Source organism: Micromonospora sp. Llam0, from assembly GCF_003751085.1.
GTDB lineage: Bacteria > Actinomycetota > Actinomycetes > Mycobacteriales > Micromonosporaceae > Micromonospora_E.
The window spans coordinates 91,422-112,378 of record NZ_RJJY01000002.1 but is presented as its reverse complement, the minus strand read 5'-3'; the positions used below and the strand labels follow the sequence as shown (position 1 = coordinate 112,378).

The window sequence follows — 20,957 nt, the reverse complement described above, 5'->3', positions numbered from 1 at the left end:
GTCGGAACCTCATCGTGGCCAGTGGCCCCGGTTGATCGGCACCCGATGCAGGGTGCGGCAGGGAAGTTCGGCGCCACACCGGCAGGTCCGCCGCCACCGGCGCCATGACCACTGTGGGCGGTGCCGGCGGGCCAGCGTCGCCGCGACGGCGAAGAGGTACTCGTCGTACGAGACCATGTCCCTCCCTTCACGGCAGTCCTTACACGACAGCCATTCGTGACAGTGCGAGCGCAACGGGACCGGCGAGCGGAGCCACGGGTGCGACCCGAAAGCCGGGGTGCGACGCCGGGGGCTCTCCACTGACACCCGGCACCGCACCCCGTACTCATGACGCTACGAGACCGTACGCGGATTTTGCGTAACGAGCGGTTACGTCGGTTGATCCTCTGGCGAGAGTGGATCGATTCCCATCCGTACCGCGAGTTGCCGCAGCTCGTCGGAGCCGCCACGGGGCGACGAGTCCCGCACGATGTGCGCGATGATCTCCCGTACGGTGGCCCGACTGCGGGTCTCGTGCGGGGCGATCGCCTCGGCCCGCAGGAACGCCCGTACCGCCTCTTCGTTGCGCTTGGCGGCGTGGAACCCGCGCCCGGCGTCCATGTGCAACCTGGCCCGGCGCTGCGGGGTCCGCAGCGCGCTCTGGTCCACTTTGCGGGCGAGTTCCGGGGCGCGGCCCGGCTCGCCGTTCTCCAGCACCACCCCGACCCGCCACACCGCGACGTTCGCCGAGGTGAACTCCATCCGCCACGGATCACCGGCGGTACGCCGGGCGACGTCCTCGGCCTCGGCGACGTGCGTCTCGGCGACGTCGTGCTGGCTGAGGCTGGCGGCGGACAGCGCGGCGTGCAGGTGCAGCATGCCGTACCAGGTGCGGCCTTCGTCCGTACCCGTGTGCAGTTGCATCCGTTCGGCGGCGTCGCAGGCCAACGTCCAGGACCGCTTCCGCAGCCCGGTGGCGAGGACCGCCTGGGCCAGCGCGTAGTCGGCGGCGGCGACGCAGGCCGGGTCGTCGGCGAGCTGCGCCGCCCGGACGGCGCGCTCGGCGAGCCGCATCGCCAGGTCTACGTGGCCCTGTGGTTTGAGCGCCAGCGACCCGGTGACCAGGGCCTGCACCGCGATCCGCAGTGCGACCGGGTCTTCGTCGGCGTTGGCGGTGGTGCGGATCTCGGCGATCAACCGGGGCAGCAGGATGCCGAGGGTCGGGTTGTCGCAGGCCATCCGGGCCCGCATCGCCCGGTCGGCCTCGGCGGCGAGCAGCGCCGCCGGGCGGGCGGCGGCCGGCTCGTCGTCGTCCATCGCCTTGCGGATCGCCGGTACGGCGGCGTAGAGCGCCAGGTCGTTGCGGGACCGGGGCAGGTACGGTTGCGCGGTGAGGTCCATCGTGGAGACCCCGAGCGCGGAGGCGAGCGCGATCAGCATGGACCGTTTGGTCACCGCGCGCTTGCCGTTCTCGATCATGGAAACGTACTCGCGGCTTACCCCGATCTCGGCGGCGAGCTGTTGCTGCGTCATGCCGGCGATGTCACGCCACCGCGCGACCCGCAGGCCGATGTAATCCTCCGGCATGGGGGACCTCCCATGCTGACGGTACGGTCGAAACGGCGTGACGTCGACCAATGTAACTGCTTGTTACGTTCGTCCCGCCTTTTGGCGTACCGGGGGCGGTAGGTCATCCGTTCGCCAACACCGCGTTGGCCTGTGCGACGAACTCCTCGGCCGCCTGCCGGGGTGTCGCCGCGCCGCCCTGTACGCTCTCCGCCGCCGTGACCAACAGCGTCCGGACCGTGGTGTGGCCGGGCGGCGGGGGTACCGGAGCCGGACCGAACAGCTCGGACATCTGCTGCTCGAACGCGACCGACGCCTGCATCTTCTTGTCGGCGAGCGTCGCCTGCACCGTCTCGCGGACCTCCAGGTTGGAGCTGAGGCCGCGCTCGGTGCCGAGGATCCGGCCAGCCTGCGGGTCGTTGACCAGGAAGTCGATCAGGTCCACCACCTCCTGCTGGTGCCGGGTGCCCCGGAACCCCGCCCAGTACATCGACGCCCGCGCCCACTGGCCCTGCGGGTCGCCGGGATAGGAGACCACACCGAGGTCGGCGGTGGTGTGCTTCTGCAGCTCAGCCAGCTGATTGGACCACATGAACGACGTCGCCGCGTCGCCGGTGGCGACCAGTTGCTGGGTGACGTCGCCGCTGTTCGCCGCCCTGATCAGCTCGACGCTCGGCGTGGCGTTCGCGTCGCGGGCCTGTTGCCACAGCTCGAACCAGGCTTCGAGGTCGTCGACACCGAAGCCCAGCTGCCGGCCCTGGTACAGCTCCAGGTCGGCGGTGCGCAGCCACAGCCAGAGCGCCTTGTAGTCGGCCGACGGGTCCATCGTGCCGGCCACCTCGCCGTCGGTGAGCGCGGTGATCTGGCTGGCCCAGTCGATCAGCTCCGGGTAGGTCATCCCGATCGTCGGTTCGTCGACACCGAGCTCGGCCAGCAGAGTCTTGTCGTACACCATCGCCGGGGTGTTCGCGGCGGCGGCGACCGCCACCGTCCGTCCACCGACCTGTCCGTACTGGACCAGGCTGTTGGGGAAGCCGGAAAGGTCGAGCTCGCCGCTGTCGACGTAGGGGGTGAGGTCGAGCACGACGTTACGTTCGGCGTACTCGGTCAGGTAGTTGTCGTCGATCTGGAACAGGTCCGGCGTGTTGCCGGCGGCGGCCTGGGTGGCCAGCTTGTCGTAGTAGCCGCTGTAGCCCTGCCAGGTGACCCTGAAGGTGATCCCCGGGTTGCGGGCGGCGTAGACGTCGAGCGCCTGCTGGGTCAGCTCGGCCCGGCGCTCCGCGCCCCACCAGAAGATGGAGAGTTCGACCGGCCCGTCCTCGGTCGGCTCGCCGGTGTCGTCGGTGGCGCAGGCGCCGAGTCCGATGGCGACCGCCAGTAGGACAGTGAGTGTTCGGGCAACAGCTCCGCGTGTCGATACGGCGGATGGTGACACGGGTTTCTCCTGATCAGGGCTGGGCTGGCCGGTCTGCGGCCCGATCATTTACACAAGCGACCCGGTCGGGTGTCAACGGGCCGTCCGGCCGGAGAACGTTTTCTGGGCTGGTCGGTCCGGCCGGCGTCCGACGTCGTGATGTACTTGCCGGCGTGGAGCTGCTGCAATCGGGCAAGGTCAGGGACGTGTACGCCGACGGCGACGACCTGATCCTGGTCGCCTCCGACCGGATCAGCGTCTACGACGTGGTGCTGCCGACACCGATCCCGGACAAGGGCAAACTGCTCACCGCGCTGTCGCTGTGGTGGTTCGAGCAGCTCGCCGACCTGGTGCCGCACCATGTCGTCTCCGCCACCGACGTGCCGGCCGAGTTCGCCGGCCGGGCCATCCGCTGCCGCCGCCTCGACATGGTGCCGGTCGAGTGCATCGCCCGCGGCTACCTCACCGGCCTCGGGCTCAAGGAGTACCAGAAGTCGGGCTCGGTCTCCGGCGTCGCGCTGCCCGCCGGCCTGGTCGAGGCGTCCAAGCTGCCCGAGCCGATCTTCACCCCGACCACCAAGGCCTCCATCGGCGAGCACGACGAGTTCATCACGTACGCCGATGTGGTCACCCAGCTCGGCGCGGAAACCGCCGAGCGGCTGCGGCAGATCACCCTGGACGTCTACCGGCGCGGCGCGGCGCTGGCCGCCGAACGCGGCCTGATCGTCGCCGACACCAAGATCGAGCTGGGTTGGGCGCCGGACGGCACCCTGGTCCTCGCCGACGAGGTGCTGACCAGCGACTCGTCGCGGTTCTGGCCGGCGGATGCGTACCGGCCGGGTCGGGCGCAGTTCTCCTTCGACAAGCAGTACGTGCGGGACTGGGCCGCCGGCACCGGCTGGGACAAGCGGCCGCCGGCCCCGGAGGTGCCGGCCGAGATCGTCGAGGTGACCCGGGCCCGCTACGTCGAGGTCTACGAACGGATCACCGGCCGCACCTGGTGAGCCGGGCGCCTCGCCGCTACCGCCGAGCACGCAACTCGGCGACGCTGACCCCGAGCCCGGATCTTTCGAGGCGGTCCAGTACGTCGTCAATGCTGCCAGGCGGGTTGCGCCACGAGTCGGCGATCTGCTGCACCGCGGCGTGCACCGTGCTGCGGTGCAGACTGATCTGATCGCGCACGAACTCGTCAGGTGACTTGGGGTCGATATCCCAGCCGGTGAGCTCGTCGGCGGGGAAGTGTCGGAGGTTGGCGGTGACGATGATCTGCGCCCGAGCGCGGATCGCGGCGGCAAGCACGTGGCGGTCGTCAGGGTCGGGAAGTTTGAGCGAGTCGATGAGTGGTTCGTAGCCGGTGATCTTCCAATCCCGGACCGCAGTGCCCATCAAGGTTCGCGTCCGGGTAAGTCTGGCTTCATGCAGGTCTGGTCGCTGTCGGTGCAGGGCTGCGAAAACTTCGTCGAGGATCTGCTCGGTCCATTTGGCGTCGACGAGACCTGACTGGGCGATGCGCAGCAGCAGATCCCGCAGCGTACTTGGGTACAGCACGCTCGAGTCATAGATGACGACGAAGGTCATGGTTCAGGCGAGATCCATCTCCTGGGCGAGCTGAGTCAGCTCGTCGGCGGCGGCACGGCGACGGGCGTCGTCCCGATGTTTGTATGCCAGGAGCGATCCGGCGAGGACCCGCCGGTGGGTGCCCACCTTGCGGAACTGGATCTCACCCGACTCGAGTAGGCCGATCAGATATGGGCGGGAGACGTTGAGCAGTTCGGCTGCCTGCTGAGTTGTCAGCTCCGCGTGCGCGGGGACGACCGAGACGCTGTGGCCGTTCGCCATGTGCGCGAGGACGCGCGCCAGCAACTCGATGGCCCCGCGGGGCACCACGAGCGTGTCTCCAGCGCCGTCCTCGACGAGCTGAACGGTTGCGGCAGCGTCCTCGTGGGTGCGCAGGTAGGCCTGCACCCGGGTCAGCGCCTCGGCGGCCACCTCGACCGACTGCGGATCAGGCGTGACCGGGCTGACTGCGAGAGTCATGATCACCTCCGGCAACAGTCGAAATATGTGCAGCAAGTGTAGCAACCGAAACGAGCGGGTGCCCGGTACTCGTCGCGGCTCTGGCCGGCGGATGCGTTCCGGCCGGGTCGGGCGCAGTTCTCCTTCGACAAGCAGTACGTGCGGGACTGGGCCGCCGGCACCGGCTGGGACAAGCGGCCGCCGGCCCCGGAGGTGCCGGCCGAGATCGTCGAGGTGACCCGGGCCCGCTACGTCGAGGTCTACGAACGGATCACCGGCCGCACCTGGTGAGCAGCCTGGCCCCTGGCCGTACACGAGGGTCGTCCGGTGTGCGGCTCAGCAACCGATTTCGTGCTCGCCGGCCTCGACGAGCCCGCTCTCGTAGGCGAAGACCACCACCTGGGCGCGGTCCCGCAGGCCCAGCTTGGTGAGGATGCTGGACACGTGTGACTTCACCGTGGTGGCGCCGATGAAGAGACCCGCCGAAATCTCCGCGTTGCTGGACCCGCGGGCGACCGCCGTCACCACCTCGCGTTCCCGGTCGGTGAGGCGGGCCAGCCGCTGCGACAGGGTGGTATCGACGGCGAGGCGCCTGGCGAACTGGCCGATGAGGCGCCTGGTGATGGACGGGGCGAGCAGGGCGCCACCCCGCGCCACCGTGCGGACCGCGACGGGAAGTTCCTCCGGCCGGATGTCCTTGAGCACGAAACCACTGGCACCGGCGCGAAGCGCCCGGTAGACGTACTCGTCCGGGTCGAACGTGGTCAGGATCAACACCCGCACTGGCCAGTCGGCTTCCTGGAGAATCCTGGAGGTCGCCTCCAACCCGTCCATCTCCGGCATCCGGATGTCCATCAGGATCACATCCGGACGATGCGTACGGGCCACCTCGATCGCCTCGAGCCCGGTCCCGGCCTCCGCCACCACCTCGATGTCGGGGTGGTGGCCGAGCACCATCGAGAACCCGCCGCGCACCAGCGCCTGATCGTCGACGACCGCCACCCGGATGCTCATGCTGGCTCCTCGCGCAGGGGCAACCAGGCGGTGACCTGAAAGCCGCCGCTCGGGCGCTGCCCCGCATCGAGGCTTCCGCCCAGCAGCAGCGCCCGCTCGCGCATCCCGACGATCCCGTGACCCGACCCGGAAAGGGCTGCGACACCTGAGCCGTCGTCGAGGACCTCGATGGCGACCCCCGCGCCGTCGGTGCTGAGTCGTACCTCCGCCCGACAGGCCGGGCCGGCATGTCTGAGCACGTTGGTCAGAGCCTCCTGGATGATGCGGTACGCGGACAAGCTCACCCGGGTGGGGAGATCCGGCAGCGCTCCGTGCGTCGTGAGCGAGACATCCAGGCCCGCCTCCCGAAGCTGATCGAGGAGTCGAGGAACGTCGAGAAGGCCCGGTTGAGGACCGAGGTCGCCGGCACCAGCGACGGGACGCAACACGGTGAGCAGGTGGCGAAGCTCATCGAGCGCTTCGCGGCCGGTGTGCTCCACCGCTTCCATGGCCCGCCGGGCACCCCCCGGATCATCGGCCACGACCATCTTCGCGGCGCCCGCCTGCACCGTCATCATGCTCACCCGGTGGGCGACCACGTCATGCAACTCCCGGGCGATCCGGGTGCGTTCCTCCGCTACCGCCCGGCGTGCTTCGGCTGCCCGTTCCCGCTCGACCTGGGCCGCGCGTTCGCCACGGAAACGGATGCGCCTTCCCGCGTACCACAACAGGAAGATGACGACCAGCCCGCCGACACTGTCGGCGGCCGCAAGACCGTCGACTCGGTCGCCGACAGCGGCCAGTCCGATGGTGCTCGCGGCACTGAGGTAGCTCCAGCGGTGGTCCGAGACGTATCGGCCCACGCTGTACAGCGCGATGACAGCGACGCCGACGATGTTCCAGGAACCGATCGCCAGGGAGCCGGCTGCCCCGAGCATGGCCACGCCCCACGCGGCCAGGGGCATCCGCCGGCGCCAATAGAGGGCCCCGGCAGCCACGGCCGAGATGAGGAAGGCGTCGGCCGGGATCTCACTGACGGGGCGGATCGCCATGCCCTGGCCGGTCTCAGCGGACACGAACACCACGAGCAGGAACACGGCGGCGGCGAGGGCTGCGTCCGCCGCACGTGGCCATCGGGCGAACGGACCAAGCAGCCACGGGGCGAACGGACCCTGCGGGCGCCACCTCGGCCTGCCCGCCTGCGACGTGTGCTGCGTGGCCGCTGCGTGGGTCGTCACGGCCTCAGGCTACGCGGCCCCGCCCCTCGGATCGCCCGTCCCGAGGCGGAGCCCGGCATCCCACCCGAGGCGGATCGTTCGAGTCCGTCACTCCAGGTCGATCGGCCTCGCGGAGGAGCTGCCAACCGTCGCAGCGACTGGCGACGGTGCCGGTGGTAGCGGCCTACGGTCACTCGTGACGTAAGGAGACCCATGAACCATCGGACCACCGCCCGTGTCGTCGGCAGCCTGTTCATCGTGGCGACCCTCGCCGGGTTGGCCGCTGCTGTAGTGGAGCAGCCGATCCTCGCCCCTCCCGACGACTATCTCCCTTGGATGTCGCGCAACGCAGATCGGGTGATCACGGGAGCGTTCCTGGAGCTGATCATGGCAACCGCCGTGGTCGCGATTCCCGTAGCGGCATACCCGGTGCTGAGATGCTTCTCCGAACGCTTGGCCCTGGGCTATGTCATCGCCCGGGCAGTCGAAGGGATGATTCTGCTCGCCGCCACCACTGGTCTGCTGACCATGCTGACAGTGGGTCAGCAGTTCGCGGCGGCGAACCCTGCCGATGCTCCCCACATCCAGACACTCGGCGACGTGGTCATGGCCGCCCGCGACTGGGCGGGTCACACCGTTCTGAGTACGGTGGCCTTCCCGATGGCCGCCCTGATCCTCAACACTGCGCTGTACCGGGCCAGGCTCGTCCCCCGCTGGCTGGCAGGCTGGGGCTTGCTCGGCGCGATCCTCTACTGGTCGGCGGGGATTGGGGTGCTCGTCGAGGTCGTGGAGCCTTTCAGGCCCTCCCAGATCGTGCTGGTCCTACCGCTGGCGGTGCAGGAGATGGCGCTCGCGGCCTGGCTGATCGCCAAGGGCTTCGACCTCGACCGGCGCCACCCCCAGACCGACCCCGTCAGCCCGCGATGAAGGACGGTCCAATGGCAGGCAAGCAGCCACGAGAGCCCTCGCTTCCCCCACGCTGGTTCGTCCGCTCCTTCTGGTCCATGCACCGCCGCCTTTACGGCATCACGAGAGGTCGGCTCGGACTCTGGCGTCCGGGAGTCAGGCGCTGGGGAGCGCTGCGCCTCACCACCGTCGGACGCCGCACCGGCCAGGAGCGCAGCGTGATCATCGCCTACTTCGAGGACGGCCCCAACCTCGTCACCCTGGCCATGAACGGCTGGGCTGCCGGCGAGCCGGCCTGGTGGCTCAACCTGCAGGCGCAGCCCGACGCCAGAGTCGAGCTGGCCGGCGGATCGCGCCCGGTACGGGCGCGGGTAGCGGCCGGAGACGAGCGAGCGCGGCTGTGGGCCAGATGGCGCGAGCAGGGCGCCGAGCTGGACGGGTACGCCACGCTCCGGCCAACCGAAACCGCAGTGGTAATCCTCGAGCCGCAGCCGCAGCCGCAGCCGCCGGGGTCGTGATTGAGGCCCTGCCGCTGGGCGGCCAGCGACGCGCCAACCACCTGAACGGCGTTCGGCGTGAACGCCCTCAGCCACGGGAGTCCCTCGGCTTCAGCCGTGGGGAGGAAGTCAACGCCAGTGTGGAGCGCAGCGCGGACCAGCCGAGGACAGCGCCAGTCCGCCACGTCGACCAGGAACGCCGACAGGTACATCCCGAGCCGCCCGCCGCCTCCGGCGACAGCGGTCCAGACGCTAGCGCCGCCTTGCGCTATCGGCGTCAAGGCTTGCCGTATGGCAAGACTGAGCTGGGGGTCGCTCAACTCGGTGGCAGGTCGTTCGACGACTGGGTGTGTGCCCGCTCGCCGTCCTGGTCGAAGATGGTGAGGATCTCGACCGGCCCGTTCACCGCGCCGATGGAGTGCGGGATCATCGTGGAGAACTCGGCCGCGTTCCCTGGCCCGACCGGAATCTGCCGCTCACCCAGGTGCAGCAGCGCGGTGCCGCTGAGCACGAAGAACCACTCCCGCCCGGGGTGCACACTCAGATGCCCCGGACCGGTACGGCGCTCCGGAGTGATCCGCATCTTCGCCACCATGCTGCCGCCACGCTGCGCCGGGTCGCGCGACAGCACCCAGGTGGCCAGACCCGGCTCCTGGTGCTGCATCGGTCGGATGATCACATCCGCGTCGTCGACCGGCTCGACGAGTTGATCGATCGTGGTGTCCAGTGCCCGGGCCAGGGCGACGAGCTGGTCGAGGTCGATCCGCCGGTGTCCGGTCTCGATGCGGCTCAGCGTGGACGGGCTGAGGTGGCACCGGGCGGCGAGCGAGTCGAGGCTCCAGCCGCGTGCCTGCCGCAGGCCACGGATGCGTTGCCGGACCACGTCGGAAAGGTCGACCTCTGACACGCCCACCATGCTAGGTGTGTCCGACGGCGGTCCCTGCCGATGCGCAGCCTGTTCTTGCGGAAACCGCATGAACTCTTCCAGTTCCCGGAAGGCTCACTACCGTCGAGACATGACCAACGAGACCCACCCAGGCCACCCCGCGTTCAGTGCCGACTGGTGGGAGCAGCACTACCAGGAGCGGCCGGCGGGGCCCGGCGCGCCGGGACCGCAGCTGGTCGCCGAGGTGGCGGACCTGCCCCCGGGTACGGCGCTCGACGCGGGCTGCGGCACCGGCGCCGACGCGATCTGGCTCGCCAGCCGAGGTTGGCAGGTGACCGCCGTCGACGCCTCGTCGACCGCGGTCGACCGCGCCAAGGAGCTCGCCGCTCAGCAGGATCCGGGCGTCGCGCAGCGGATCACCTGGCTCACCGCCGACCTGACCAGCTGGCAACCGTCGCACCGCTACGACCTGGTGACCAGCCAGTACGTCCACCCCGACCTGCCGTTCGACAAGTTCGTGGCACGGCTGGCCGCCGCCGTCGCCCCCGGCGGGACACTGCTGGTCGTCGGACACGACCACGCCGACACCCATTCGGCCGCCCATGCCCCGAAGGCCGCGTCGATCGGCTTGGACGCCGTCGTCAAATCCCTGCCGGATGCGCAGTGGGAGGTGGCCGTGGCGGAGTCCCGGACCCGCGAGGTGCACCACGACTCGAAGCAGTTGACGATCCACGACTTCGTCGTCCGGGCCCACCGCACGCCGTCGCCCTGAGAAACCCTGCTGCCTCGATGCCGTCTGCCGGGCTGGCCGTTATCGGCCAGCCCGGCAGACGTGTGGCTGTGTGCAGGTGACTGTCTGCGCGCGGTGTGCCTGCCGGGCGGCGGGTCAGCTCGTACCGTCGGCGTAGGGCAGCTCCACGTGCGCGCTCCAGTAGCAGAGGTCGGCCCGGTGCTCGACCAGCGTGACCGGCTTGCCGCAGTGTTCGGCGATCAGCGTCGCCGCCTGATCGAGGTCGGTTACGTCCGCCTCCCAGTGGTGGTCCAGGTAGAGCTTGAGCCCCGGGTTCTCCCGGCCGAGATCGAGGATCTCCGCCTCTTCCGGTGGCACCAGGATCACCGTGTAGCGGGCTGCGGTGTGCTCCGCCTCGCTGAGCTGCTCGGGCAGGTCCGGGCCAGGCCGGAAGTGGTCGATCACCGACGGGATCGGCCCCGGACTGTCCGCCGGGTCGTACGCCCGCACCTTCACCAACATCAGGCTCACCTCACTCGGGCTGTGTCTCTCAGGAAAGCAACGTTGCATACAACATGGCTACGGCGGTAGCCTCGTGTCAAGAGGTTGGGGACAGGAGGATTTCGATGACCAAGCCAACGCCGCCCACCATCGCCATCCGTGGCCTCGCCGGCGAACTGCGCACGCTGCGACAGGGCCGGAAGCTGAGCGTCCGTGGGGTGGCGGCGAGTCTCGGCTGGCCGGCGTCGAAGTTGTCCAGGATGGAGACCGGCCGGCAGGGCAGCAAACTGGAGGACGTCGCATCCCTGCTGGTCATCTACGGTGTCACCGGTGAGGAACGGCAGCGGCTGCTCGCCATGTCGGAGCGCTCCGAGCCCGGCTGGTGGGAGGTGCTTGGCGGTCTCCCGGTGGAGTCCCGCACGTTGATCCAGTTGGAGGCCGAGGCGTCGGCGATCTTCGACTTCGAGCCGCTGCTCGTGCCAGGTCTGCTGCAGACCCCCGACTACACCAGGGCGGTACTGCGAGGCTGCTGCATCCCGGAGGCCGATGCCCAGACCAGAGTCACCGCCCGGCTCGGCCGCCAAGCCATCCTGGCGAGGTCCGAACCACCGGCGCTGCACGCGATTCTGGACGAGTCGGCGCTTCGTCGGCCGCTCGGCGGTGCGTGGGTGATGGGTCGACAACTCCGATACCTCGTCGACGCCGCCGACCGCCCGAAGGTCACCCTGCAAGTCGTGCCGTCATCGGTCGGCGGCTACACAGGTCTGGACGGCGCGTTCGCCATCCTCGACTTCCCACGCAGCCAGACGGTCGTGCATCTTGAGCACAAGATCTCCGGGTTGTTCCTGGAGGAGCCCGAGCAGGTGAGCTTCTTTCGCGATGAAATGGATAGGCTGCTCACAGTGGCACTGAGCCCTGCCGAGTCGATCGACCTGGTGGCCCGGCTCGCGGCAGAACACGAGCGTGAGTGAGGCGACGATGGACGCAGCCGACCTGCCGGTGGGTTTGGCGTGGCGCAAGTCGAGCCGTAGCGGCTCCAACTCCAACTGCGTCGAGGTGGCTGGGCTCGCCGGGGTGGCTGGGCTCGCTGACGAGGGTGTTTCGGGTGTCTCCGGTGTCGCGGTGCGGGACTCGAAGGATCCGTACGGCCCGGTGTTGTCCTTTTCGGGCGACTCCTGGACCGGCTTTGTCGCGGGGCTGCGGCGTCGAGGTGACGCTGACGCACGCTAAAACGCGAAAATGAGGTGCGTCAGCGTCACCTCGACGGGCGCGATGTGATCAAGTGGTGCGCTCGGCGATCGCGTGCTGTACCTTTTGCGCGACGAGATTGCGGCAGAACACGAGCGTGAGTGAGGCGACGATGGACGCAGCCGACCTGCCGGTGGGTTTGGCGTGGCGCAAGTCGAGCCGTAGCGGCTCCGACTCCAACTGCGTCGAGGTGGCTGGGCTCGCTGACGAGGGTGTTTCGGGTGTCTCCGGTGTCGCGGTGCGGGACTCGAAGGATCCGTACGGCCCGGTGTTGTCCTTTTCGGGCGACTCCTGGACCGGCTTTGTCGCGGGGCTGCGGCGTCGAGGTGACGCTGACGCACGCTAAAACGCGAAAATGAGGTGCGTCAGCGTCACCTCGACGGGCGCGATGTGATCAAGTGGTGCGCTCGGCGATCGCGTGCCGTACCTTTTGTGCGACTTGTTCTTTTCGCCGGAGTACGTCGTCGGCGGTGAAGCGCAGCGCCAGCCAGCCGGCTTCCCGGAGCGCGTTGAAGCGATACACGTCCTTGCGGAACGTCGCTCGCTCCCGGTGGTGGTCACCCTCGTACTCGATGGCAATCCGCCACTGCGGGTACGCCAGGTCGACCCGCGCGACGAACCGCCCCTTGCCCGCAGAAGGAGCTTTCACCCTGTACTGCGGGGTGGGTTTCGGCAGGCCGGCGTCGTGCAGCAGCAGACGGAGACGGCTCTCCATCGGCGATTCGCTCAACGGCTCGGCAATGGCAAGTAGCCCCCGGACCTGCCGCAGACCGCGCACCCCTCGACGGGTGTCGATGTACGCCGCGAGCTGCCTACGCGTCACAACGCGGCGGCGCAGGACGGCGTCGAGGGCGCCGAGCGCGTCGGCGCGCGGCAAAGAGCGACCCAGGTCGAACGCGGTACGGACTCCAGTGGTCAAGGGAAGTCCGCTCAAGGACGTGATGTCGTCAGGGGCGAACGTCCGGTATGCGGACTTCAAGATGGGGTGTGAGTACCGCCTGGCCGTCTTGGGTAGGGCGACGTGCACCGGCACCACCACCTGCCCGGGTCCGCGTCGCGGCAGAAGATCGACCCCCCATAGAAATGCTGCGCTGAGCTCGTGGATCGCCGCGCCGGGCGGCAGCCGTGCGGCGGCGGCTCTGCACCACATCCGGTGGTCGTCGGGGTGGTACGAGCTCTTGTGTACGTAGACGTCGGGGAGGATACGGCGCCAGGACGGGCCGTTGAGCATCCGCCGGGTGATCACGCCGGCGGCGATGGCGCTGCTGCCGGAGAACGGCTCGAAGCTCAGCTCGCGTGGCACCGTGGCGGGGCGGGACATCGGAGGAGCTTGCCCTGTCGTCGCCGTCGTTTTCTGCCCGGTACGCCAGTCAAGTCGCGCATCCGACTAAAGAAGAACACTCCCCGACTCAAGGAGTACCGCCGGCTCCAGGAGCACCGTCGCTCCAGGAGTACTGGCGGCAGTGTGGTCTTCGTGGTTCAGCCGCGTGGGGCGTACATGATGACGGCGACGCCGACCAGGCAGATCGCCGCGCCGGTGAGGTCCCAGCGGTCCGGCCGGAACTTGTCTACGACGACGCCCCAGGCGAGCGAGCCGGCGACGAAGATTCCGCCGTAGGCGGCGAGGATCCGGCCGAAGTTCGGATCCGGCTGCAACGACGCCGCGAACCCGTACAGCCCGAGCGCGATCACCCCGGCGGCGATCCACAGCAGGCCGCGGTGCTCCCGCCAGCCCTGCCAGATCAGCCAGGCTCCGCCGATCTCGGCGACTGCGGCCAAGACGAACAGGACGAGGGAGCGCGCGACGGTCACGACGCCGACCCTACCCAGACCCTACCGAGGCCCGCCGGCACCCGAGGCACTGTCCCGCCGCGTCGAGGTGACGCTGACGTACCTCATTTCGCGATTTTGAGGTGCGTCAGCGTCACCTCGGTGTTGATCAAGCGTCGTAAATGGTTGGTGCGGAGCCGGCAGACACGTGCAGGATCGCGCCATGACGAGCAGTGACCTGTGGGACGAGCAGACGGCGCAGGGGTACGACAACACCTCGGCCGAGATGTTCGCCCCGCACGTGCTCAACCCGACAGTGGATTTTCTCGCCCAGCTGGCCGGCACCGGCGCTGCGCTGGAGTTCGCGATCGGCACCGGCCGGGTGGCGATCCCACTTTCCGCGAAGGGCGTCTCGGTTAGCGGGATCGAATTCTCGCAGCCGATGGTCGATCAACTACGCCGCAAGGTCCCGGTGGCGGAAGACCTGCCGGTTGTCATCGGCGACATGGCGAAGACGACGGTTCCGGGGCGGTTTTCGCTGGTGTACGTCGTTTACAACAGCATCGGCAATCTGCGTACGCAGGATGAGCAGGTGGAGTGCTTCCGCAACGCCGCCCGGCACCTGTCGCCGGGCGGGCGTTTCGTCGTCGAGCTGTGGGTGCCGGGCATCCGGCGATACCCGCCGGGGCAGTCGGCGGTGCCGTTCGAGGTGACGGACCGGCATGTCGGCTTCGACACCTACGACATGGTGACCCAGCAGGGCACCTCCCACCACTACCGGCGGCGCGACGACGGCAGCGCCAGCTACGGCTCCAGCCAGGGCCCCGGCGTTGTTTCGGTATGGGGTGTTCTGTCCGTGTTGAGGATCGGACAGGGGTGGGAGTTGTGGCACGAGCGCGACTCTGGTGATCTTTCGGGTGCTGAAGCCTGAAGATCGTCTCTGGAGTCGCGCTCGTGTCGTCATCTTCCCTGATCGACCCCGTTGTTGACCATCTCGCTGATCTGGCGTTGTGGGAGGCCGAACTCGCCGCCGGACCGGGTGCGGTTGATCCGTTGTCGGTGGCGTCGTCGCTGGTGGAACGGTTGCGGCAGGTGCCGGACCCGCGCCGGCTACGGGGGTTACGGCATCCGCTGCTGGTGATCCTGGTGCTGACCGCGTGCGCCACGTTGGTGGCGGGCAACGATTGCGTGACCGCGATCCGGCAGTGGGCGGCACGGACCCCGCAGGATGTCCTGCATCGTCTCGGCGCCCGCCGTAACCCGTTGACCGGCCGGCACCTGGTACCCAGCGAACGGACCTTCCGGCGGGTCCTGGCCGCCGTCGATGGTGACGCTCTGGATGCGGCGACTTGCGGCTACGCCGCTGACGTCGTGCGGGGTGACGCCCCGGTGCCGCAGGTCGCTACCGCCGAGGATGAGCCGGTCGAGCGGGAACAGCGCCGGGCCGTGATCCGGGCGATCACTCACCCGGGGCCGGCGGGGCTGCTGCCTGCAGCGGCGATCGACGGGAAACGTCTGCACGGAGCCCGTACCGCGGACGGCAAGAAGGCGTTTCTGGTCGCCGCGGTCACCCATGACCGGGCGGTGATCCTGGGCCAGCGGCAGGTCCCGGACAAACGTGGCGAGAACGCGGTGATCGGTGACCTGCTCGCCCCGTTGGACATGGCCGGCATGCTGCTGACGCTGGACGCACTCCACACGACCAAGAAGACCGCCCGCCTGATCACCGGGCCGTTGGGCGCCCACTACATGCTGATCCTGAAGGGCAACCAACCGCTCGCACTGCAGGCCGCGCACGCGTTGTTGTCCGGTACCGACGTCGAGTTCGCCGACCGCATGCACGTGGCAGACGATCAGGGCCACGGCCGTACAGAGCACCGGACACTGCGCGTGGCCGACTGCGACGACACCCTGTTCCCGGGCGCCCGGCAGGTGTTCCGGCTACGCCGTGACACCGGTGGCCTCGACGGCGTGCGCACCAGCAAGGAGATCATCCACGGCATCGTCAGCGTCACCGCCGCCCAAGCCGGCCCCGAGCACCTCAACCACTATGCCAGGGGGCATTGGGTCGTGGAAAATTGTCTACATTGGACCCGTGATGTGACCTTCCACGAGGACGACTCCCAGCTCCGCACCGCGAACGCACCCCGCAACATGGCCGCCATGCGCAACCTGGCCCTGAACACCTTCCGCCTCGCAGGCCGCGCCAACATGGCCTACGCCCGCCGCGACATGCAAGACCGCGCCAGCACCTTCGCCGCGTACGGCATCTAGCAAACCATGATCAAACCGGACATAGAACAACAACGCCGGGGCCCTGCGGCTCCAGCAACTTCCGCTACATCTGGCCGGCCGAGTGCGACCTGATGGCCCGGCTCGCCGGCCTGACACTGGAACAGCGGGTAGCGGACTGGGACGGGTCGCTGTTCACCTCCGACAGCGGAAAACACATCTCCGTCTGGCGTAAGCCCTTCGATCAGAATCCGGATGCGGACGGCGACGCCGTACCGCTAACGTCTGTGGGCAACAGCGACGACGGAGCCGAGTAGCGGTTGCGCCCACCGGAGTGACAGAGAGCCGCCCACAGCTGAGAAGGCGGACTCCGGCCCGGCCGTGAAGACCCTCCTGAGCTGCGGGAAAGAACGGCCCGTCCGGGCTCAGTAGACTCCCGCCGACTCGCCCACGTCACGGGTAAACGAAGGCCGCGCCACCAACTAGCGGCGGTGGCGCGGTGAAGGTGTGGTGGCACCGCGAGGATCCCGCTCGCCCACACCTCTCTGGGGACGCGTTGCGCACGCCAGAGGAGGTCACCACCATGCAACGCATCCTTTCCGCCGCCCTTTCCGACTTCGTTGGCCAGCCCGTACGGCTTGCTGGCTGGATTCATCGGCGGCGGCTGCTGAAGTCCGTCGCCTTCCTGATTGTGCGCGATGCCGCCGGGCTCGCCCAGGTCGTCGTTACCGACCCGGCGGTACGGGCCCAGCTTGAACAATTGCCGGAGGAGACCACCGTCTCCGTCACCGGCATCGCGACCGCCCAGCCGGCCGCCCCCGGCGGCGTCGAGATCACCGGGCCGACGATCGCACCGCTGACCGACCCGGCGGCGCCCGTACCGTTTGATCTTCATCGGCCGGACCTGCGGGCGAACCTGCCGACGATCCTGGACCATGCGCCGGTCGCGCTGCGGCACCCGAAGCTGGCCGCCACGCACCGGATCGCGGCCGCCGCCGTCGCCGGCTTCCGTAACACGCTTACCGGACAAGGTTTTGTCGAGATCCACACCCCGAAGATCGTCGGTACGGCGACCGAGAGCGGCGCGAACGTCTTCGCCCTCGACTACTTCGGCCGCCGGGCCTATCTTGCCCAGTCACCGCAGCTCTACAAGCAGATCATGGTGGGCGTCTTCGAACGGGTCTTCGAGGTCGGGCCGGTGTTCCGGGCCGAGCCGAGCGACACCGCCCGGCACCTGGCGGCGTACACGTCGCTCGACGCCGAACTCGGCTTCGTCGACGACCACCGGGACGTGATCGCCGCCTGCCACGCCACCGTCGGCGGGATGCTTGCCACGGTCACCGACCGCGCCGGGCCGGCGCTGGAGCTGCTCGGCGTACGGCTGCCGGCGCTGCCGGCCGAGCCGGTGATCGTGCACTTCGCCGACGCCCTGGCGATGATCAGCGCGGCGACCGGCCGGGACGTGACCGGCGAGCCGGATCTGGCCCCGGAGCACGAACGCTGGCTGGGGGAGTGGGCGCTGCGCGAGCACGGCAGCGACTTCGTCTTCGTCGAGGGCTACCCGACCCGGCACCGGGCCTTCTACACCCACCCTGACCCGGCCCGGCCCGGCTACTCACGCGCCATCGACCTGATCTTCCGGGGCGTGGAGCTGGTCAGCGGCGGGCAACGGCTGCACCGGTACGGCGACTACGTGCAGGCGCTCGCCGAGCGGGGCGAGACCGACCTGACCCCGTACACCGGCTATCTCGACGCGATGCGGTACGGGATGCCGCCGCACGGCGGGTTCGCGTTCGGGCTGGAACGGTTCGTGGCCCGGCTGCTCGACGTGCCGAACATCCGGCAGGTCACCATCTTCCCGCGCGACCTGCACCGCCTCGCCCCCTGACCGACCGCACCGGAAACCGGTAGGCGGCGGCGCGGGGCAGGCGTACCATCGCGGGCATGGTTTTGAGGTCGGTCACGACGACGCCGGGACGTCCCGGCGTACGTTCGCGCTGACCTGATCCTCAGCTGACGAAACGGCCCCGGGCGAGACGCCCGGGGCCGTTTCCGGCTCTCCGCAGGGTGTTTCGGCCCGGCCATGACCCCAGGAGACACCGATGCCCGTCGACCACCGCAAGCTCGGCCGTGAACTCGACCTGTTCGACTCCAATCCGCTGATCGGTGCCGGCCTGCCGTTCTGGCTGCCGGCCGGCGCGGCGGCCCGCCACGAAGTCGAGTCGTACGTGCGCGAGTTGGAGCGCCGCGCCGGATACCAGCACGTCTACTCACCGGTTCTGGGCAAACGGCAGATGTACGAGTTGTCCGGCCACTGGACCAACTTCGCCGACGACATGTTCCCGCCGATGGCCCTGGGCGGGGACGTAAACGACAACGAAGCCGAGGACGGGGATGGAGACGAGGACGGGGATGGGGACGCGCTGGTGCTGCGGCCGAGCCTCTGCCCGCACCACGCGTTGATCTTCAAGGCGCGGCAGCGCTCCTACCGGGAGCTTCCGCTGCGGATCGCCGAACTCGGTGCCATGTACCGGGCGGAACGCTCCGGCGTGCTCGGCGGGCTGACCAGGGTGCGGTCGATCTGGCTGAACGACTCGCACATCTTTTGCGCCCTGCCGCAGATCGGTGCCGAGATCGCCGACGTGCTGCGGCTGATGCGGCAGGCGCACCACGCACTCGGCGTACGGGTGTCGTCGTACCAGCTGTCGGTGCGCGGCGACGGCGGCAAGTACGCCGGTGACGACGACGCGTGGGAGCAGGCTGAGCGGCTGCTGTGTCAGGCCCTGGAGGCGGCAGGTGTCCGGTACGGGGTCGCCGCCGGTGAGGCCGCCTTCTACGGTCCGAAGATCGACGTGCAGATCGTCGACCCGGCCGGACGCGAGTCGACCCTGTCCACCATCCAGGTCGATTTCCTCCAGCCGGCCCGCTTCGACCTGTCCTACGTCGACGAGCGTGGCGGGCGGGTCCGACCGGTGATGGTGCACCGCAGCCTGATCGGCTCGATGGAGCGGCTGTTCGCGCACCTGATCGAGGTGCACGCCGGTGCATTCCCGGCGTGGTACGCCCCGGTGCAGTTACGGGTCCTGCCGGTGGCCGCCGACCAGCAGCCGGCCGCCGACGCGCTGGCCAGCGACGCCACCGCCGCCGGACTGCGCGTCGAGGTGGACGACGACGGCACCATCGGGGCCCGGATTCGGGCGGCGGCCCAGCGCAGGATCCCGTACGTGGCGGTGATCGGTGCCCGGGAGGCGCCGTACGGCCGGGTCGCGCTGCGGCTGCGCGACGGCCGGCAGCTGCCGGCGATGCCCGGTGCCGAGGCGATCGCGCTGATCGGGTCGGCGGTCGCCCGCCGCTCGGCCGACCTGCTCCCGCCCGACGAGGAAGGACAGCCGAGCCAATGAGGCGCTGGCCGTCAGTCGTCGACCCAGTCGAGGGTGCGGGTGACGGCCTTGCGCCACTGGGCGTACTCGCGGTCGCGGTGCGCCGGGTCCATCGCCGGCCGCCAGTGCGCGTCGGCCCGCCACTGGGCGCGCAACGTTTCCAGGTCCGGCCAGAAGCCGACCGCCAGTCCGGCCGCGTACGCCGCCCCGAGGCAGGTGGTCTCGCTGACCGCCGGGCGGACCACCGGCACGTCGAGTACGTCGGCGAGGAACTGCATCAGCAGCCCGTTGGCGGTCATCCCGCCGTCGACCCGCAGCCGGCGCAGCGCCACGTCCGAGTCGGCGTTCATCGCGTCGACCACCTCCCGGGTCTGCCACGCCGAGGCTTCCAGCACCGCCCGGGCCAGATGGCCCTTGGTGATGTAGCCGGTCAACCCGGCGACCACGCCCCGGGCGTCGGCCCGCCAGTGCGGGGCGAACAGCCCGGAGAACGCCGGCACGATGTAGCAGCCGCCGTTGTCGTCGACGGTGCGCGCCAACTCCTCGATCTGCGCCGCGCTGGAGATCAGGCCCAGGTTGTCGCGCAGCCACTGCACCAGCGACCCGGTCACCGCGATCGCGCCTTCCAACGCGTAATGGGCCGGCTCGTCGCCGATCTGGTACGCCACCGTGGTCAGCAGCCCGTGCCGGGAAGTGACCGCGCTGGTGCCGGTGTTCAGCAGCAGGAAACTGCCGGTGCCGTAGGTGCACTTGGCCTCGCCGGGCTGGAAGCAGGTCTGCCCGAACAGGGCCGCCTGCTGGTCACCGAGCGCGCTGGCGACCGGTACGCCGGCGAGCACTCCACCGGCGACGTCGGCGTCCGCCGTACCGTAGATCGTGGCCGACGGAACGATCTCCGGCAGCATCGCGGCCGGAATGCCCGCCGCGGACAGGATTTCATCGTCCCAGCGCAGCGTGTGTACGTCCATCAGCAGGGTGCGGCTGGCGTTGGTGACGTCGGTGACGTGCCGGCCGGTCAGTTTCCAGATCAGCCAGGATTCCATCGTGCCGAAGAGCACCTCGCCGCGCTGCGCCCGCTCGGCGAGGCCGTCGACGTGCTCCAGCAGCCACATCGCCTTCGGCCCGGCGAAGTACGTGGCCAGCGGCAACCCGGTGCGCGCCCGCAGCCGTTGCTCGCCGACGGCCGCGCCGAGTCGGCGCAGCTGCGGCCCGGTGCGGGTGTCCTGCCAGACGATCGCGTGGTGCACCGGCCGACCGGTGGCCCGGTCCCACACCACGGTGGTCTCCCGCTGGTTGGTGATGCCGATCGCGGCCAATCCACTTGCGCCGGCGTCGGCGAGGGCCTGGCGGACCACCTGTTCGACGTTGGCCCAGATCTCCTCGGCGTCGTGCTCGACCCAGCCGGGGCGCGGGAAGATCTGCCGGTGTTCGCGCTGCGCCATGGCGACGATCGCGCCGTCGGCATCGAAGACGATGCACCGCGACGAGGTGGTGCCCTGGTCGATGGCGGCGACGTACCGTCCGGCGGTGGCCAAGCTGGTCTGCTCCGTCATCGGGCCAGTATGGCCGTAGCCAGGGCCGGCATGGCCGCAGACATCGGCCCCCGTCGGGTCGGCCGGCGC

23 protein-coding genes and 1 pseudogene are annotated in these 20,957 nt (G+C 69.5%); 12 read left to right on the top strand and 12 right to left on the bottom strand.

The annotated features are described in order from the left end of the window. Positions 1-9 precede the first annotated feature (9 nt). The 3 genes from EDC02_RS41025 to EDC02_RS27525 form a co-directional block, all read right to left on the bottom strand. Positions 10-177, bottom strand: a complete 168-nt coding sequence (locus tag EDC02_RS41025) for a hypothetical protein (protein ID WP_199757933.1) — start codon at positions 175-177, stop codon at positions 10-12. Between the two features lie 192 nt (positions 178-369). Continuing rightward, positions 370-1,566, bottom strand: coding sequence for a helix-turn-helix domain-containing protein (locus EDC02_RS27530; protein WP_123605265.1), 1,197 nt, complete (start codon positions 1,564-1,566; stop codon positions 370-372). A 103-nt stretch (positions 1,567-1,669) separates the two neighbouring features. Next, a complete protein-coding gene (locus EDC02_RS27525) occupies positions 1,670-2,980 on the bottom strand; it encodes an ABC transporter substrate-binding protein (RefSeq protein WP_233606470.1) in 1,311 nt (436 codons plus the stop codon). 152 nt (positions 2,981-3,132) lie between these two features. Between EDC02_RS27525 and EDC02_RS27520 the strand changes: the two genes are divergently transcribed. Next, positions 3,133-3,963: a phosphoribosylaminoimidazolesuccinocarboxamide synthase gene (locus EDC02_RS27520; RefSeq protein ID WP_123605263.1), complete on the top strand. Its 831-nt coding sequence runs from the start codon at positions 3,133-3,135 to the stop codon at positions 3,961-3,963. Between the two features lie 16 nt (positions 3,964-3,979). Here the strand turns inward: EDC02_RS27520 and EDC02_RS27515 are convergent, their stop codons facing one another. Beyond that, the gene (locus tag EDC02_RS27515) at positions 3,980-4,537 is read right to left on the bottom strand and encodes a PIN domain-containing protein (RefSeq protein WP_123605262.1); all 558 of its coding nucleotides are present in this window, start codon (positions 4,535-4,537) and stop codon (positions 3,980-3,982) included. Between the two features lie 3 nt (positions 4,538-4,540). After that, the gene (locus EDC02_RS27510; protein WP_123607151.1) at positions 4,541-4,996 is read right to left on the bottom strand and encodes a helix-turn-helix domain-containing protein; all 456 of its coding nucleotides are present in this window, start codon (positions 4,994-4,996) and stop codon (positions 4,541-4,543) included. 69 nt (positions 4,997-5,065) lie between these two features. Here EDC02_RS27510 and EDC02_RS27505 point away from each other — a divergent pair. Further along, positions 5,066-5,266: pseudogene (locus tag EDC02_RS27505) on the top strand (phosphoribosylaminoimidazolesuccinocarboxamide synthase); the annotation flags it as partial. Positions 5,267-5,311: 45 nt separating this feature from the next. On the opposite strand, the gene EDC02_RS27500 reads toward EDC02_RS27505, so the two are convergent. Both EDC02_RS27500 and EDC02_RS27495 read right to left on the bottom strand, forming a co-directional pair. Continuing rightward, the gene (locus tag EDC02_RS27500) at positions 5,312-5,989 is read right to left on the bottom strand and encodes a response regulator transcription factor (RefSeq protein WP_123605261.1); all 678 of its coding nucleotides are present in this window, start codon (positions 5,987-5,989) and stop codon (positions 5,312-5,314) included. Then, complete coding sequence (locus tag EDC02_RS27495) at positions 5,986-7,065, bottom strand: sensor histidine kinase (protein WP_199757932.1); 1,080 nt, start codon at positions 7,063-7,065, stop codon at positions 5,986-5,988. Before EDC02_RS27495 ends, EDC02_RS27500 begins: the two co-directional genes overlap by 4 nt. 333 nt (positions 7,066-7,398) lie before the next feature. Between EDC02_RS27495 and EDC02_RS27490 the strand changes: the two genes are divergently transcribed. Beyond that, entirely contained in the window at positions 7,399-8,112 is a 714-nt protein-coding gene (locus EDC02_RS27490; protein WP_123605260.1) for a DUF4386 domain-containing protein, read from the top strand. A gap of 11 nt (positions 8,113-8,123) precedes the next feature. After that, the gene (locus EDC02_RS27485; protein ID WP_123605259.1) at positions 8,124-8,609 is read left to right on the top strand and encodes a nitroreductase family deazaflavin-dependent oxidoreductase; all 486 of its coding nucleotides are present in this window, start codon (positions 8,124-8,126) and stop codon (positions 8,607-8,609) included. A 295-nt stretch (positions 8,610-8,904) separates the two neighbouring features. Here the strand turns inward: EDC02_RS27485 and EDC02_RS27480 are convergent, their stop codons facing one another. Beyond that, positions 8,905-9,495 carry a helix-turn-helix domain-containing protein gene (locus tag EDC02_RS27480; protein ID WP_370461576.1) on the bottom strand — a complete coding sequence of 197 codons (591 nt, stop codon included), beginning with the start codon at positions 9,493-9,495 and terminating at the stop codon, positions 8,905-8,907. Between the two features lie 109 nt (positions 9,496-9,604). Between EDC02_RS27480 and EDC02_RS27475 the strand changes: the two genes are divergently transcribed. Next, a complete protein-coding gene (locus EDC02_RS27475; protein ID WP_123605257.1) occupies positions 9,605-10,246 on the top strand; it encodes a bifunctional 2-polyprenyl-6-hydroxyphenol methylase/3-demethylubiquinol 3-O-methyltransferase UbiG in 642 nt (213 codons plus the stop codon). Between the two features lie 114 nt (positions 10,247-10,360). Here EDC02_RS27475 and EDC02_RS27470 read toward each other — a convergent pair whose 3' ends face one another. Next, entirely contained in the window at positions 10,361-10,726 is a 366-nt protein-coding gene (locus EDC02_RS27470) for a hypothetical protein (protein WP_148083651.1), read from the bottom strand. Between the two features lie 104 nt (positions 10,727-10,830). On the opposite strand from EDC02_RS27470, the gene EDC02_RS27465 reads away from it, so the two are divergent. The 3 genes from EDC02_RS27465 to EDC02_RS27455 all read left to right on the top strand — a co-directional run bounded on the left by EDC02_RS27465 (position 10,831) and on the right by EDC02_RS27455 (position 12,299). Then, on the top strand, positions 10,831-11,676 hold the full coding sequence (locus EDC02_RS27465; RefSeq protein WP_123605255.1) for a helix-turn-helix transcriptional regulator: 846 nt from the start codon (positions 10,831-10,833) through the stop codon (positions 11,674-11,676). A 7-nt stretch (positions 11,677-11,683) separates the two neighbouring features. Continuing rightward, the gene (locus EDC02_RS27460) at positions 11,684-11,935 is read left to right on the top strand and encodes a DUF397 domain-containing protein (RefSeq protein ID WP_123607149.1); all 252 of its coding nucleotides are present in this window, start codon (positions 11,684-11,686) and stop codon (positions 11,933-11,935) included. A gap of 130 nt (positions 11,936-12,065) precedes the next feature. Then, positions 12,066-12,299 carry a DUF397 domain-containing protein gene (locus tag EDC02_RS27455; protein WP_123607148.1) on the top strand — a complete coding sequence of 78 codons (234 nt, stop codon included), beginning with the start codon at positions 12,066-12,068 and terminating at the stop codon, positions 12,297-12,299. A 48-nt stretch (positions 12,300-12,347) separates the two neighbouring features. Here the strand turns inward: EDC02_RS27455 and EDC02_RS27450 are convergent, their stop codons facing one another. Beyond that, positions 12,348-13,274: an endonuclease domain-containing protein gene (locus EDC02_RS27450; protein ID WP_123605254.1), complete on the bottom strand. Its 927-nt coding sequence runs from the start codon at positions 13,272-13,274 to the stop codon at positions 12,348-12,350. Between the two features lie 158 nt (positions 13,275-13,432). Further along, positions 13,433-13,765, bottom strand: a complete 333-nt coding sequence (locus EDC02_RS27445) for a YnfA family protein (RefSeq protein WP_123605253.1) — start codon at positions 13,763-13,765, stop codon at positions 13,433-13,435. A 166-nt stretch (positions 13,766-13,931) separates the two neighbouring features. Here EDC02_RS27445 and EDC02_RS27440 point away from each other — a divergent pair, with 166 nt between their 5' ends. The 4 genes from EDC02_RS27440 (at position 13,932) to thrS (ending at position 19,356) form a co-directional block, all read left to right on the top strand. Continuing rightward, positions 13,932-14,654, top strand: a complete 723-nt coding sequence (locus tag EDC02_RS27440; RefSeq protein WP_233606468.1) for a class I SAM-dependent methyltransferase — start codon at positions 13,932-13,934, stop codon at positions 14,652-14,654. Between the two features lie 23 nt (positions 14,655-14,677). After that, positions 14,678-15,997: an ISAs1 family transposase gene (locus EDC02_RS27435; RefSeq protein ID WP_123605252.1), complete on the top strand. Its 1,320-nt coding sequence runs from the start codon at positions 14,678-14,680 to the stop codon at positions 15,995-15,997. A 541-nt stretch (positions 15,998-16,538) separates the two neighbouring features. Next, complete coding sequence (gene aspS, locus EDC02_RS27425; protein WP_123607146.1) at positions 16,539-17,843, top strand: aspartate--tRNA(Asn) ligase; 1,305 nt, start codon at positions 16,539-16,541, stop codon at positions 17,841-17,843. Positions 17,844-18,057: 214 nt separating this feature from the next. Beyond that, complete coding sequence (thrS, locus tag EDC02_RS27420) at positions 18,058-19,356, top strand: threonine--tRNA ligase (protein ID WP_123605251.1); 1,299 nt, start codon at positions 18,058-18,060, stop codon at positions 19,354-19,356. A gap of 11 nt (positions 19,357-19,367) precedes the next feature. Here thrS and glpK read toward each other — a convergent pair whose 3' ends face one another. Further along, complete coding sequence (glpK, locus tag EDC02_RS27415) at positions 19,368-20,888, bottom strand: glycerol kinase GlpK (RefSeq protein ID WP_123605250.1); 1,521 nt, start codon at positions 20,886-20,888, stop codon at positions 19,368-19,370. Between the last annotated feature and the right edge of the window lie 69 nt (positions 20,889-20,957).